Here is a 12933-nt window from a genome sequence, read left to right as displayed (position 1 = left end):
GTCAGCGATCCAGCTCTTCGAGCTGCAGCGCGTAGAGCCGTGCGACGACCTGGGCGCACCGCACGATCTCGTCTGCGGTCGCGTCGTCGATCAGGCCCGACGTCAGGATCGCCTCCATGTCACCGGTGTGCGCGCCGTCCGCCTCCTGGTGGTACGTCATGAAGTGGACCTGGTTGTCGGCGAGGCCGAGCACCTCCTGGAACCGGGCCGCCCACTGCGCCGCGCGGCGGGCGCCGAGGCCCTCGATGACGAACATCGCACCGAGCAGACCCGCGGGGTTCGGCCTGCTGGCGTAGGTGAAGAGGTAGCCCGAGAGGGCCTCCGACCCGACGTTCTTGCGCCCGGCCCGCAGCTCCTGGCGCGACCCGCCGAGCGCGACGTAGTCGGCCTCGAGCAGGAAGTGGTCCCGGTGCTCCTCCTCGGCGTGCTTGATCGCCGCCGCCCGCAGCTCGAAGTGGTCGATGTCGAAGTTGGACGCCGCACGCGCGATCCACAGCGAGCCGTCGATGACCTGCTGGCGCAGGTTGAACAGCAGCCGCAGGTAGTCCTCGAGCGTGACGGTGCCGTCGTCGAGGCGCTGCAGCACGGGCACCTTCGCCAGGTGGTCCTCGAGCTCGAGCCAGACCTCGCCGAGGCGCTCGAGGAGCGAGGCGCCCGCGGCGTCCGTCCCGCCGGCCGTCGACGGGACGGTCGAGGTGGCACTGGTCATGACGATGCTCCTTGCGGACGGGGCGGGGCGACGACGGTGAGCTGGGCGAAGGCGAACGAGAAGCGGCCGGACTCCGGCACGGCGAGCAGGATGGTCTCCCCGGGTTCGAACCGGCCCGTGCGCCACGCCTCCTCGAGGGCGATGAAGATGCTGGCCGACCCGGTGTTGCCGCGGGTCTCGAGGTTGGAGAACCACCGGTCGGTGTCGAGGGAGGGGATGCGCCGACGCAGCGCGTCGAACGCGACGTCCCGGAAGACGTTGGTGCTGTAGTGGCAGATGACGTGGTCGAGGTGGCGGACGTCGACCAGCCCGATGTCCACGAGCTCCTCGAACTGCGCGATCCCGGCCTCGGCGAGGTCGTCGAGCATGCCGACGTCCTGCCGCAGGACGAACATGCCCCCGGCCTGCGCGTCCGCGAGGGCGACGTCCTGCCAGGTGCCGCCGACGTGGGTCTCGTCACCGCTCATGCCGGCGCGCATGCACACGGCGTGGGCGTGGGCGAGCGACACCTGCCGGATCCAGTCGACCCGCAACGAGAGCCTCGTGGGGTGCGGCTGGAACTCGACGACGACGGCCCCCGCCCCGTCGGAGAGCATCCACCGCAGGAAGTGCGCGTCCATGCCGGCGCGGAACCCCTCGTACCGACGCTGCCGCAGGCTGCGGCTCGGCAGCTCGGAGGCCACGACCGCCCCGCGCGGGTGGTCGCCGAGCCGGACCTTGCTGACCACCGCGTCGAGCGCCGCCATGCTCGAGGCGCAGACGCCCGACGCGGACAGCAGCTGCATCGGCCCGCCGCCGAGCCGGCCGTGCACCATGCCGGCGAACCCGGGCACGAGCACGTCGCCCATCGTCGTCGCGGTCGCGAGCATCCTCAGGTCCGTCGGTCGGATGCCGCGGTCGTCGAGCGCCGCGGTGAGCGCCTTGACCGCGAGCTCCTCGTTGAGCTCGGTGGGTTCACCGTGCTCGTCGAGGGCGTAGTGCCGCTGCCTGATGCCGTTGGACGCCAGGATGCTGCCCCGGATGCGTGCGGTGACGGCGTCGTCACCGCCGAGCCGCGCCGCCATGCCGTCGTTGTCGACCGGGGGGCCGGGAAGGTAGCGACCGAAGCCCGTGAGGTACGCGCGCGCGGTCGTCATGGCCGGAGCCTAGGTCCGACGCGCCGCCCCGGGGGCCCGCTACCCGGGTGACGAGTCAGGGCGTCGGTGGCGCGCGGCGCGTCCGCGACGGGCTTCAGGCGTCAGGCACCCCACCTAATCGTTTGTGCCGTCGCCGTCGCCCCGGCCCCGTGCCAGGCTGACCCCCGACCTCGGCGCGTGAACGTTCACAACGATGTGGACCACGCCGCGCTCTCGATCCCAGGAGGCAGACGACATGCTCCGGACCGCCCGAAGGCTGATGCTCGCCGTCACGCTCGGCGTCGCACTGGCCGGAGGTGTCGTGGCACAGTCCGCGCCCGCCTCCGCCGAGAGCAACGGGGGCACCCGCGTGATGCCCCTGGGCGACTCGATCACCGAAGGCATCGGCATGACCGGCGGCGGTGGCTACCGCGTCGGGCTGTGGCAGCGCCTGGCGCAGGGCGGCTACACCACGGACTTCGTCGGGTCCGGTTTCAACGGGCCGGCCAGTCTCTGGGACCACGACCACGAGGGGCACTCGGGCTGGCGGATCGACCAGATCGACGCCAACGTCGTCAACTGGGTGCGCACGTACCAGCCGCGCACCGTGCTGCTGCACATCGGCACCAACGACATCAGCCAGAACCGCGACCTGGCGAACGCACCGAACCGGCTCGCGGGGGTCATCGACAAGATCACCAGCACCTCCCCGCAGACCGACGTCTTCGTCGCGACCCTCATCCCGGTCTCGTACGCGAACTCGCAGGTGCAGTCCTACAACTCCGCCATCCCCGGCATCGTGTCGAGCAGGGCCAACGCTGGCAAGCGCGTGCACCTCGTCGACATGAACCGGGCGGTCAGCCTCTCCGACCTCCCCGACGGCGTGCACCCCAACGCGAACGGCTACGACAAGATGGCGGCCGTCTGGTACGCCGCCCTGCGCGCCGTGCCGGGGAGCATCGGCAACCCGGCGGGCGGCGGTGCCGACCCGACCCCGAGCCCGACCCCCGGCAACCCCGGGAGCTCCGGCCCGGTGGACACCTCGGCCTGGTACACGCTCGTCAACCGCAACAGCGGCAAGGCCATCGACGTGTACAACCTGTCCACCGCGGACGGCGCGCGCATCACCCAGTGGTCCCGCAACGGCGGCAACCAGCAGCAGTGGCAGTTCGTCAGCACGGGCAACGGCTACTACAAGGTGAAGTCGCGACTGTCGGGCAAGGTCCTCGACGTGGCCGCGAGGTCCACCGCCGACGGTGCGGCGATCCAGCAGTGGAGCGACAACAACGGCGCCAACCAGCAGTTCAGCATCCAGACGATCGACGGGTACGTCCAGCTGATCGCCCGGAACAGCGGCAAGGCGGTCGAGGTGCAGGGCGCCTCCACCAGCGACGGCGGGAACATCGTCCAGTACAGCGACTGGAACGGCTCGAACCAGCAGTGGCAGCTGGTCAGGGTGGGCTGAGTCCGCGGTGTCACCGCGATCACCTGGTGCGGCGCCTCGCTGACGCCGACCGGTGCCGCGCCGGTCACGGTCGGCGAGCCTGGGCGGCCGCCCGCCCGGCTGGTTCCCTGGAGAGGTGTACAGGGCGTTCCCGCCGTTCGCGGCCTGGCGGTTCGTCGACGCGGTCGACGGGTTCGAGGTGGTCTACCTCGAACCCGGCAGGTTGCGCGGGCACACGTCCGCCGTCGAGGACGGCCGGGCGCACGCCGTCGCGTACGAGATCACGCTCGACGCCGGCTGGAGGACCCGGTCGGTCCGAGTCTCGTCCGACACCGTGGGCGGGCTGCGCATCACCGAGCTCCTCTCCGACGGCCAGGGCAGATGGACCGTCGACGGCCGACCGGCACCCCGTCTGGACGGGCTGCTCGACGTCGACCTCGAGGCGTCCGCCTGCACGAACACGTTGCCGGTCCACCGGTTGACGCTGCCCGTCGGGAAGGAGGTCGCCACTCCCGCCGTGTACGTGCAGGCGGCCGACCTGACCGTCCGTCGGCTCGACCAGTCCTACCGACGGCTGGACGACGACCGCTTCGCCTACCGCTCGGAGGGCGGGTTCGAGGCCGTCCTCACGTACGACGCGTACGGGCTCGTGCTCGACTACCCGGGCATCGCCGCGCGGTTCGCCTGACGCTGACCACGACGGTCGCCTCGTGACGCTCATGACGGTCGCCCGGTGACGGTCGACGGCCCGCACCGGGACGTGTCAGCGTGAACCATGCGCCATCACATCGAGCTGAGCGCGGGGCCCATCGACTACGAGGACACGGGCGGCGACGGACCCGTGCTCGTCCTCGCGCACGGCGTGCCCATGAACGAGACGCAGTGGCGCAAGGTCGTGCCGCTGCTCACCGGGTGCCGGTGCATCCTGCCGACCCTCCCGCTCGGCGGCCACCGCCAGCCGATGCGCCCGGGCGCGGACCTGACGCACCGCGGCGTGGCGCTGCTGCTCGGCGAGCTCCTCGAGCGGCTGGACCTCACGGACGTGACGCTCGTGCTCAACGACTGGGGTGGTGGGCAGTTCCTGGTCTCCGAGGGCCGCGCGCAACGCGTCGGGCGGATGGTGCTGGTGGCGTGCGAGGCGTTCGACAACTTCCCGCCCGCACCGGCCAAGGCCCTGGCGGCGGCCGCCCGGGTGCCGGGCGGGATCTGGCTGGTCGTGCAGCTGATGCGCACCCGCTGGTTCCGGCGCAGCCGACGCGCCTACGGCGCCATGAGCCTGCGCGGCATCCCGGACGAGGTGTTCGACGACTGGATCGCGCCCGCGAGGAGGTCCCGGGCGATCCGGCGCGACTTCGCGGCGTTCGCGTCCTCGGCACCGGACCGCGCGACGCTCCTGGCCTGGTCCGAGCGGCTCGCCGACTTCACGGGTCCCGTCCTGGTGGTGTGGGCGCAGGACGACCCGCTGATGCCGCGCGCCCACGGACCCGGCCTCGCGGCCCTCTACCCCGCCGGACGGCTGGTCGAGATCGCCGACTCCTCGACCCTCGTCCCCGAGGACCAGCCCGAACGGCTCGCCGAGGTGATCCTCGCGTTCCTCGGGGAGCCGGCCCAGCCGCGTCCGGCGCGGACCCGCTGACGTCCACCGCCATGCTGGGAGCACAGGGGACGACCCGGGATGCCGCCTCCGGTGGCCGGGCGGAGAAGGAGAACGTGTGGACACCGAGCGTCGTGTGGTGCGGACGTCGGCGGGCGTCGTCGAGGTCGTGGTGCGCGCCGACGCCGATGCGCCGGGTGACACGGTCCTGTACCTCCACGGGGGGCACGAGTCCGCAGCGGCTGCTCCTGCCTGTCGGGTGTACGTCGAGCTCGGTCACCGCGTCGTCGCGGTGTCACGCCCGGGGTACGGGGGCACCGACGTGGGGCCGCTCTCCCCCGCCGACTTCGCACCGCAGATCGACGAGGTGCGTGCTGCGCTCGGGGTGGATCGGTTCACGGCGGTGGTGGGCACGTCGTTCGGCGGGCAGCAGGCCGTGCAGTACGCCGTGCAGCGGCCCGCTCGGGCGCGCTCGCTGAGCCTGCACTCGGCCGCCCCGTCGACGCTGCCGTACCCGGACGTCGCGCTGCAGCGGCTGCTCGGACCGGTCATGTTCCACCCGAGGATTGAACGGCACGTGTGGGGCGCCACCAGGACGCTGCTGCGCCGGGCGCCCGAGGTCGGCCTGCGCATGATGCTGGCACCGCTGTCGACGGTGCCCCTGGCCACGTGGCTCCCGCAGGTCACGGAGGCGGACCGGGCGCAGATGCGGGACCTCTTCGCCACGATGGGCTCCGGACGTGGGTTCGTCGTCGACCTCGCCCACGCCGGCGCCGACCAGGGACCGACCCGGCGCGCGGCGCAGCAGCGCGTGGCGTGCCGGACGCTGGTCACCGGCTCGCGCCATGACGCAGGGGTGGCCTGGGCGCACGCCGAGGACCTCGCCTCCACGATCCCGCGCGCGAGCCTCGTCGACCTCGGGGCACCCTCGCACCTGTTCTGGATCGGCGTGAGCCGTGCTCGCCTTCGCGAGGTGGTCGACGACTTCCTCGGCGGCGCCTGAGGTCCGTCCTGCCAGGATCGGCGGCGTGGACATCAGGTCGGTCGACCCTCGCGACCAGACCTGGGAGCTGGACCAGCCGCGCTACCGGGTGTACCTCCACGACGCCGACGGCGCGTCGGACGAGTACGAGCCGCACGGCGGCGACGTCGTCGACGTGCTGACCTGGGCGCAGGCGCAGAGGGCCGGCCGGTCGTTCGTCGTCTACGTGTGCGTCCCCGGCGACGGGCTGGGTCTCGTCCGTCTCCAGGGCAGCGACCCGAACGCGCGCTGATCGGGACACGACCGGGGGCTCGAGCGGCGCTCATGGGACCTGCCCAGCGCGCCCGGTGGGCAGGGTCCATGAGCGCCGATGAAGGTCGTCAGGACAGCGAGGAGTGGTACTGCTCGCGCGCCTTCATCGCGTGGATGATGAGTTCGTCCCCTGAGTCGAACTGCAGGATCACGAGCTCGAGCAGCCGACCGGCGCTGTCGAAGCCGAGAAGCAACCAGCGTCGCGGGTCGTCCTCGTCGTCGAGCGGCCGGCGGTACACGGGCGCCTCGGCGGCGTCCCGAGGTGATCGTCCGTCAGGCGGTCGCGGGAGCAGTGCTTGCGTGCCGAGGGGTGGATGTCACGCGACGTGCGCCCAGGCACGCACGGCGGCCCGGATGGCCTCGGTCCGGTTCGGCAGCCCTTCAGCCTCCGCGCGCCGCGTCAGCGCGGCGAGCGTGGGGCCGTCGAGCCGGACGGTGACCACGACACCGGGGCCTTCACCAGCGGTGGGCCGTCCGCGGCGTCGCAGTGCGGCGGGGTCGTACCCGGCTTCGGCTTCGTCGGCCCATGCTTGGATCTGGGCGTCGTCGACCGGCGTGCCGTGGATCTCGCCGCGAGCAGTCATGCGCATATCGTATACGAAACCACTGAGCCGACAAGGACACGGTCCCACGACGTGGGACGAGCGCTGCACGAGACCGGGCTCGGCTGCCGAATGCCACCCGAAGATGACGCCAAGCCCGGTCTCGCGCGGGGCGCGTCTCGCAGTGCCGGGCGCTGCCTCCTCAACGCCTGCACGCTGCTCGAGCTACGGAACCGACGTCGACGTGGCCTCCCGACCTGCCGCTGAGGACGCCGACCTCCCTCGCACACGGACTCACGCGCCCCTAGCGTGTGCGGGTGCACCCTCCCCTCGCGCCGTTCGACTCCGGGTGGATCCGCCGGCCGGGGGGTGCCCGTCTGTACTGGGAGACGTCGGGCAACCCCCTGGGCCGTCCCGCCCTCTACCTGCACGGCGGGCCCGGCAGCGGACTGCGTGGCGGTGGCTACCGTCGCCGGTTCGACCCCCAGCGCTACCTCGTCGTGGGGCTCGACGCTCGCGCTCGCATACGCGCTGACGCATCCGGACCGCGTCACCGCGCTCGTGCTCACGGCGGTGACGACCGGGAGCCGCGAGGAGATCGACTGGATCACCGACGGCGTCGGCAGGGTCTTCCCCGAGGCGTGGCAGCAGTTCGCGGGGGCGACGCCGACAGGTGAGCGCGTCGTCGAGGACTACGCGCGACGGCCGCGTGATCCGGACCCCGCCGTGCGGTCCGCGGCAGCGGACGCGTGGGACGCCTGGGAGTCGACCCACATCTCGCTCGACCCCAGCTGGGAACCCGGGCCCCTGCACGACGACCCTCGCGAGCGGGCGAACTTCGCCACCCTGGTCACGCACTACTGGGCACACGACTGCTTCCTCCCCAGCGACGCGAGCGTCCTGGCACGCGCGGACGCGCTCGAGGGGATCCCGGGCGTGCTCGTCCACGGGCGTCGGGACATCAGCAGTCCGGTCGTCACCGCGTGGAAGCTGCACCAGGCGTGGCCGGGCAGCGAGCTGCACGTCGTGGAGCCGGAAGGCCACGGGGGCGACGTGGAGACGGAGCTCACCTGTCGGGCGATCGACGCGTTCGTGGATCGGTGAGCACGCCCAGGACCAGCGGCGCACCACCGTGGCTCGAGCACTCGGGACCCACCCGTGCCCGGCGTCGCGTACCCCGACAGGTCCTCCACCCTGGTCAGGATCGAGCGTCGCGCCCAGCGCAGGTCCTCGTGGAGACAGGCCTCCGCGACGTCGTCGCTCGTGCGCACGAGCGCGGCACGGCACACCTGCCCTCCGTCGGCCCGGACGGCTCGGACGCGACAGGAGGGTGGCCCGCTCCCGGTGCGGGACTGGATCATGGCCGCATGCCTCCCGAGCCCGAGATCACCTTGATCCGAACCGAGCGACTGACGGCGAAGGCGCCCTACGCCTACGCCGCGGTGGTCGGTGACCTCGTCTTCACCGCCGGCGCCTGCCCGCTCGACGCCGACGGCAGGACGGTCGCCGTCGGCGACGTCGCCGGCCAGGCCCGCCAGGTGATGGCCAACCTCGAGACCGCCCTGCGTGCCGCCGGCGCGCAGCTGACGGACGTCGTCAAGACGACCGTCTACGTCGCCTCGACCCGGCAGTCGGACCTGGTGGCCGCCTGGGACGTCGTCCACGCGGCGTTCGGCGCCCACGAGCCGCCCAGCACGCTGCTCGGAGTCACCGTCCTCGGCTACGACGACCAGCTCGTCGAGGTCGAGGCCGTCGCGCTCCGTCGTCCGGGCTCCGCGTGACCCTCACCGAGATCACCGCGGACCGCGTCCGCGACCTGCTGCGGGACCAGCACCCCGACCTGGCCGGCCTGCCGCTGTGCGAGTCACGGTGCCGCACAGCCTCTTCCTCATGCTGATGGGCCAGAACGGGCGCCGCGGCCTGCCCGGCGGGAAGCCCACGTGGGGGCCTGCGGGACGCGCGGCGCTCGACCGGGTGCTGAGCGAACACCTGCCCTGATCGGCACCCCGCCACGAGCGCGCCGCCGAGGACCGGACGACGTCGGGTGCATCCGAGAACGCTCCTGGAGGGGAAGAGGGGGCAGGGCGTCGACGACGACGCCTGCGGTGCGTACCGCGTGCCGCCCGACCGCCCGCAAGGAGTCCTTCCATGAGGATCCGTCGTCTCGCAGCGTCCCTGGCCGCCACCGCCCTCGCCGGTGGCGCGGTCGTCGGGCTCGCACCCGCCGCGTCCGCCGCCGGCACCACGAGCCTCGCCTCGGTGCTCGCCGCCGACGGTGCAGGGTTCGACCGCAGCTGGTACGACTACGACATCGTCGACAACGCGGTGGCCGCCGTGCTCGCCGCCAAGCCCGACAGCCCGGTCGCCGTGCTCGCGGACGGCACGGTCCCGCTCACCGCGTTCCTCCCGAACGACCGCGCGTTCCAGGTCCTCGCGCACGACCTGACGCACCGCTGGTACGGCTCGGAGGAGAAGGTGTTCGGGGCCCTCGCACAGGCCGTGGGGATCGACGCGATCGAGCAGGTGCTGCTCTACCACGTCGTGCCCGGCGCCACGATCGACTCCGCCACCGCACTGGCGTCCGACGGGGCCGCGCTGACCACCGCCCAGGGCGGCACCTTCACGGTCGACGTCCTGTCCAAGCGGATCCCGATCGTCGTGCTGCGCGACGCCGACCGCAACGACCTGAACCCGCTGCTGGTGCGCAGCCAGCTCGACATCAACGCCGGCAACGCGCAGATCGCGCACGGGATCTCGTTCGTGCTGCGCCCGCTCGACCTGTGACCCACCGGCGCCCGCCCGGTACCGACCGGGCGGGCGCCGTCACCGCGCCGCCGGTCGACCCTCGCGACCAGACCTGGGAGCCGCACCGACCGAGCCGTCGAGCGGCTCGCCCGTCGGATCGGCACCCTCGTCGTCGCGCAGCGCCGGGCCGCCCAGAGGGTCGGGCGACCACGCGATCAGCCGCCATCCGCTGGTCGGGTCGCCGTCGACCTCGATCGCGCCGGTGTTGTCCAGCGGCGTCCGCTCGACGTCGTCGACGGCGAGACCTGCGACGCGGGCGGCCACCCAGCACCGGATGGCGGCTCCGTGCGAGACCACGACCGCGGTGCTCCCGCCGGCGGAGACGACCTGCGCGACGGCGTCGTCGAACCGTGCCAGGAACGTCGCGCCGTCGGGCCCGCCCGGCATGCGCCGGTGCGTGTCGCCGCGCGCCCAGGCGAACACCGTCGAGAGGTAGGCCTGGTGCGCCTCGTGCCCGCCGGACATCTCCAGGTCGCCGGCCTCCACCTCCCGCAGCCCGTCGTAGGTCGTCGGCGCGAGGTTCAGGCGATCCGCGAGCGGAGCCGCGGTGAGCGCCGTGCGCAGCAGGGTCGAGACCGCGATCGCGTCGATGCGACGGCCCTCCAGCGCCGCCGGCACCGCAGCGGCCTGACGCTCGCCCAGCGCGGTGAGCCGCGGGCCCGGGATGCCGGTGTCGACGAGCCCTCGCACGTTCGACGGGGTCTGGCCGTGCCGCAGCAGCAGGAGACGCATGCGGCATTGTCACCGCCGGGCCGTAGGGTGCCGACCGCGGTTGCCCACCGCACAGCGCGTCGTCGCACGGCCTTCCACCCCCTGTCCCCACAGGTCAGCCCGTTGACGTCTCCCCCGCGAGCGGGCCGGGCCGACGATCCGGGCCTCCCGGTGGGACAGCGCCCCGTCGACACCGTACGAGCCTCGCGGTGAGGGCCCCGGGACGCAGCGAACCGCCGGGCGACGGAGGTCGCCCGGCGGTCCGCGGTGCGCGGGATGCTCGGTCAGGTGCGTCAGACGGCACGCGCCCCGACCAGGGGACGGGTGGTCCCCGGGGCGCCGGTCACGGCCTCGTCGACCGGATCGGGCCGGTAGCCCAGCCGCCCGCGGGTCGCGACGATCGTGATGACCGCGCCCACGGTCGCCATCAGCAGCAGCGCCTGGTTCGTCAGGTCGTAGCTCGCCCCGACCACGGGGAACATCGACGCGACGAAGAGGCCGACGGTCGTGTTGATGCCCACGTGCAGCAGCATCGCCATCGGCAGGCTCTGGCCCGTCCGGTTGAACACCCAGGTCATGACGACGTTGAACGTGACGCAGAAGGCGATGAACCCCACGGCGCGCAGCAGGTGGAAGGTCGGCGCGTCGCCCCACATGGTCAGGTACAGCGGGAGGTGCCACACGCCCCACAGGACACCGATGCCGGCGGCCGCCCGCAGCGGCCCGACGAGGCGCTGGGCGCGGGGCAGGGCGAAGTCGCGCCAGCCCGGCTCCTCGGCGAGGCCGGTCGTCACCATCTGCATGACGAGCACGGGCAGGTACTGGATCAGGTTCTCCATCGGCGGGGCCTGGACGTCGCCGCCCGAGAAGAGGTACGACGACAGCAGGACGGCCGCGGGGGTGCCCAGCAGGATCCCGGCGTACCAGCGCCAGTTGACCTTGAACTTGAACAGCCGCCTCACCCACGCCCGCACGCCGGCTCGGCCGCCGGTGACGGCGGTGACGAACAGCGCGGCGCCGATGGGCCCGAGGTAGGCGCCGGGCAGCATGAGGAAGAGCTGGTAGCCGCCGACGCCGCCGGGGATGGCGACGTCCCAGATCCCCAGGCCGTAGGGCGACAGGATCAGCGGGATCCACGCGAGCCAGCTGGCGGCGAGCGCCAGGACGACGAACGCCGTGAGCGGGCGGCGCCGGACGATGTCGAGCACCCCTCCGCGTCGGGCCGGTGCAGGTACCTGGTGCGTGACGGTGCTCATCGGGGTGCCCTCTCGTCGAAGCCGCTGTGCGATGACTCGACGGTAGGAATCGGACACCCCGGGCCGCGCCGGGCGGACGGTGGAACGTGGGCGGTTGCATCCAACGACGCAGGTGCCTGGACCACGGTCCCGATCAGGGCCTGGTGGCCGAGCGGGAGGTCACCGTCCACCCACCGGTCGGGCAGCCCCATGAGCGTGCGGATGCTGGCGGCGGCCGTCTGCACGAGGATCCTCAGCGCGGCCGGCAGCCCGGTGTTCACGAGCACGACGACACCGTCCCCGGCGGCGAACGACCGCGCGGCGGGGACAGGATCGGGCTACAGCCCGCAGACGAAGCGCGGGACGTCGGCGGGCGTCCGGGCGGCCGACTCCGCGACGGCGGCGCTGCAGATCTCGAGCTGACGCACGACCTGGCGGGCCCCACCGGCGAACGCGAGCGGCTCGGCGAAGCTCGATGACCACCGCTCGCCGTTCGGGTCCAGAGCGAGGTCGCGCTGGAAAGCCGCCTGGACCGCGTCCTCCGCCGCCACGTCCGCCGCGAGGGCGTCGACGCCGCCCTCGAGGAGGTCGAGCGCGTCGAGGTACGCGACGCGCAGGTTGCCGCGGCCGGTCCGAGGGATCGGGCCGTCGCCGCCACCGTGATCCTCGATCGGCCCGTCCGGGTGGACGGACGCACGGATGAGATCGAACGTCAGCACGGCACCTCCCCCGTCGCGGTGCACCGGTCGCCCCCACCATCGACCGTGCGCCCGCGCCGGGAAAGGACGACATGTGACGATCAGCCCAGCGGCTGACCCGTCACAGCGGCCGGGGCCGGTACGCCTCCAGCAAACGCTCCGTGAGGGCGTCGAACTGCGTGTCGACCACGCGACGCGCGGGGTCCGCGTCGTGCCACGCGACGATCTCGCGGGCGCCGGCCGCGAACGGGATGCGGGGCGAGAACTGCGGGACCAGCCGCCGGATCTTCGAGTTGTCGAAGATCATCGTGTGCGCCTTGTCCCCGAGGATCCCGGCACCGAGCTCGGGGTCGGCGGCGGCGATCGCCTCGGACGCGACGTGCACCAGGCGCGGCTCGTCGACCCCGGCGGCCCGGGCCATCGCGCGGAAGATCTGGTCCCACGAGGGGGCCTCGTCGCCGGTGATGTGGAACGCCTCGCCGATCGCCTCCTCGCGCCCCAGCAGCCCGACCAGCCCGACCGCGACGTCGGCGCTGTGCGTGATCGTCCACCGCGACGTCCCGTCCCCGGGCACGACGACCTCCAGGCCGCGGCGCATCCGGTCGACCACCGTCCAGCCGCCGTCCATCGGCACGAGCGTCGCGTCGTAGGTGTGCGACGGGCGCACGATCGTCATCGGCAGGCCCGTGTCGCGGTACGCGCTCACGAGCAGGTCCTCGCACGCGATCTTGTTGCGGGAGTACTCCCAGAACGGGTTGCGCAGCGGCGTCGACTCGACGACCGGCA

The 12933-nt window shown here is 72.9% G+C and carries 18 protein-coding genes; 9 read left to right on the top strand and 9 right to left on the bottom strand.

Annotated features, from left to right (window positions below):
- Position 1: 1 nt before the first annotated feature.
- Positions 2 to 709, bottom strand: a complete 708-nt coding sequence (locus tag BMZ16_RS10035) for an iron-containing redox enzyme family protein (RefSeq protein WP_089800108.1) — start codon at positions 707 to 709, stop codon at positions 2 to 4.
- Positions 706 to 1845 carry a 3-oxoacyl-[acyl-carrier-protein] synthase III C-terminal domain-containing protein gene (locus tag BMZ16_RS10030; protein WP_089800106.1) on the bottom strand — a complete coding sequence of 380 codons (1140 nt, stop codon included), beginning with the start codon at positions 1843 to 1845 and terminating at the stop codon, positions 706 to 708. Before BMZ16_RS10030 ends, BMZ16_RS10035 begins: the two co-directional genes overlap by 4 nt.
- Positions 1846 to 2104: 259 nt before the next feature.
- Here BMZ16_RS10030 and BMZ16_RS10025 point away from each other — a divergent pair, with 259 nt between their 5' ends.
- The 5 genes from BMZ16_RS10025 to BMZ16_RS10005 all read left to right on the top strand — a co-directional run bounded on the left by BMZ16_RS10025 (position 2105) and on the right by BMZ16_RS10005 (position 6136).
- The gene (locus BMZ16_RS10025; protein ID WP_255366548.1) at positions 2105 to 3289 is read left to right on the top strand and encodes an RICIN domain-containing protein; all 1185 of its coding nucleotides are present in this window, start codon (positions 2105 to 2107) and stop codon (positions 3287 to 3289) included.
- A gap of 115 nt (positions 3290 to 3404) precedes the next feature.
- On the top strand, positions 3405 to 3956 hold the full coding sequence (locus BMZ16_RS10020; RefSeq protein ID WP_089800101.1) for a putative glycolipid-binding domain-containing protein: 552 nt from the start codon (positions 3405 to 3407) through the stop codon (positions 3954 to 3956).
- A gap of 87 nt (positions 3957 to 4043) precedes the next feature.
- Positions 4044 to 4904, top strand: coding sequence for an alpha/beta fold hydrolase (locus BMZ16_RS10015; protein WP_089800098.1), 861 nt, complete (start codon positions 4044 to 4046; stop codon positions 4902 to 4904).
- Between the two features lie 76 nt (positions 4905 to 4980).
- Positions 4981 to 5865 carry an alpha/beta fold hydrolase gene (locus BMZ16_RS10010; protein ID WP_089800096.1) on the top strand — a complete coding sequence of 295 codons (885 nt, stop codon included), beginning with the start codon at positions 4981 to 4983 and terminating at the stop codon, positions 5863 to 5865.
- Positions 5866 to 5890: 25 nt separating this feature from the next.
- Positions 5891 to 6136, top strand: a complete 246-nt coding sequence (locus BMZ16_RS10005; RefSeq protein ID WP_089800094.1) for a hypothetical protein — start codon at positions 5891 to 5893, stop codon at positions 6134 to 6136.
- An 88-nt stretch (positions 6137 to 6224) separates the two neighbouring features.
- Here the strand turns inward: BMZ16_RS10005 and BMZ16_RS10000 are convergent, their stop codons facing one another.
- Together BMZ16_RS10000 and BMZ16_RS09995 are read right to left on the bottom strand one after the other, a co-directional pair.
- Positions 6225 to 6395 (bottom strand): toxin-antitoxin system toxin subunit, encoded by a 171-nt coding sequence (locus BMZ16_RS10000; RefSeq protein WP_255366547.1) that lies wholly within the window; start codon positions 6393 to 6395, stop codon positions 6225 to 6227.
- A gap of 78 nt (positions 6396 to 6473) precedes the next feature.
- Positions 6474 to 6740, bottom strand: a complete 267-nt coding sequence (locus BMZ16_RS09995) for a ribbon-helix-helix domain-containing protein (protein WP_089800984.1) — start codon at positions 6738 to 6740, stop codon at positions 6474 to 6476.
- Between the two features lie 417 nt (positions 6741 to 7157).
- On the opposite strand from BMZ16_RS09995, the gene BMZ16_RS09990 reads away from it, so the two are divergent.
- From BMZ16_RS09990 to BMZ16_RS09980, 4 genes are all read left to right on the top strand, one after another.
- Positions 7158 to 7802, top strand: coding sequence for an alpha/beta fold hydrolase (locus BMZ16_RS09990; RefSeq protein WP_255366546.1), 645 nt, complete (start codon positions 7158 to 7160; stop codon positions 7800 to 7802).
- A gap of 263 nt (positions 7803 to 8065) precedes the next feature.
- Positions 8066 to 8479 (top strand): RidA family protein, encoded by a 414-nt coding sequence (locus BMZ16_RS09985; protein ID WP_089800092.1) that lies wholly within the window; start codon positions 8066 to 8068, stop codon positions 8477 to 8479.
- A gap of 88 nt (positions 8480 to 8567) precedes the next feature.
- Positions 8568 to 8696, top strand: a complete 129-nt coding sequence (locus tag BMZ16_RS18950) for a hypothetical protein (RefSeq protein ID WP_255366545.1) — start codon at positions 8568 to 8570, stop codon at positions 8694 to 8696.
- A gap of 150 nt (positions 8697 to 8846) precedes the next feature.
- Positions 8847 to 9482 carry a fasciclin domain-containing protein gene (locus BMZ16_RS09980; protein WP_089800091.1) on the top strand — a complete coding sequence of 212 codons (636 nt, stop codon included), beginning with the start codon at positions 8847 to 8849 and terminating at the stop codon, positions 9480 to 9482.
- A 39-nt stretch (positions 9483 to 9521) separates the two neighbouring features.
- On the opposite strand, the gene BMZ16_RS09975 is transcribed toward BMZ16_RS09980, so the two are convergent.
- The 5 genes from BMZ16_RS09975 to BMZ16_RS09955 all read right to left on the bottom strand — a co-directional run.
- Positions 9522 to 10235 carry a histidine phosphatase family protein gene (locus BMZ16_RS09975; RefSeq protein ID WP_089800090.1) on the bottom strand — a complete coding sequence of 238 codons (714 nt, stop codon included), beginning with the start codon at positions 10233 to 10235 and terminating at the stop codon, positions 9522 to 9524.
- Positions 10236 to 10507: 272 nt separating this feature from the next.
- Positions 10508 to 11470, bottom strand: a complete 963-nt coding sequence (locus BMZ16_RS09970; protein WP_089800089.1) for a CPBP family intramembrane glutamic endopeptidase — start codon at positions 11468 to 11470, stop codon at positions 10508 to 10510.
- Positions 11467 to 11736: a hypothetical protein gene (locus tag BMZ16_RS09965; protein ID WP_089800088.1), complete on the bottom strand. Its 270-nt coding sequence runs from the start codon at positions 11734 to 11736 to the stop codon at positions 11467 to 11469. Before BMZ16_RS09965 ends, BMZ16_RS09970 begins: the two co-directional genes overlap by 4 nt.
- Positions 11737 to 11787: 51 nt before the next feature.
- Positions 11788 to 12168, bottom strand: a complete 381-nt coding sequence (locus BMZ16_RS09960; protein ID WP_089800087.1) for a hypothetical protein — start codon at positions 12166 to 12168, stop codon at positions 11788 to 11790.
- 100 nt (positions 12169 to 12268) lie between these two features.
- The coding region (locus BMZ16_RS09955) for an NAD-dependent epimerase/dehydratase family protein (RefSeq protein ID WP_143082790.1) at positions 12269 to 12933 on the bottom strand (665 nt) is incomplete at its 5' end.

Origin of the sequence: Cellulomonas sp. KH9 (assembly GCF_900114185.1) — a bacterium.
Taxonomy (GTDB): Bacteria; Actinomycetota; Actinomycetes; order Actinomycetales; family Cellulomonadaceae; genus Cellulomonas.
The sequence above is the reverse complement of the archived record's forward strand: the minus strand, read 5'-3'. Positions and strand labels throughout refer to the sequence as shown.

Coding starts and splice junctions, on each gene's coding strand:
- BMZ16_RS10015 (WP_089800098.1), top strand. CDS start 4,044: ATGCGCCATCACATCGAGCTGAGCGCGGGGCCCATCGACTACGAGGAC.
- BMZ16_RS09970 (WP_089800089.1), bottom strand. CDS start 11,470: ATGAGCACCGTCACGCACCAGGTACCTGCACCGGCCCGACGCGGAGGG.
- BMZ16_RS10030 (WP_089800106.1), bottom strand. CDS start 1,845: ATGACGACCGCGCGCGCGTACCTCACGGGCTTCGGTCGCTACCTTCCC.
- BMZ16_RS10025 (WP_255366548.1), top strand. CDS start 2,105: ATGCTCGCCGTCACGCTCGGCGTCGCACTGGCCGGAGGTGTCGTGGCA.
- BMZ16_RS10035 (WP_089800108.1), bottom strand. CDS start 709: ATGACCAGTGCCACCTCGACCGTCCCGTCGACGGCCGGCGGGACGGAC.
- BMZ16_RS09980 (WP_089800091.1), top strand. CDS start 8,847: ATGAGGATCCGTCGTCTCGCAGCGTCCCTGGCCGCCACCGCCCTCGCC.
- BMZ16_RS09985 (WP_089800092.1), top strand. CDS start 8,066: ATGCCTCCCGAGCCCGAGATCACCTTGATCCGAACCGAGCGACTGACG.
- BMZ16_RS09975 (WP_089800090.1), bottom strand. CDS start 10,235: ATGCGTCTCCTGCTGCTGCGGCACGGCCAGACCCCGTCGAACGTGCGA.
- BMZ16_RS09995 (WP_089800984.1), bottom strand. CDS start 6,740: ATGACTGCTCGCGGCGAGATCCACGGCACGCCGGTCGACGACGCCCAG.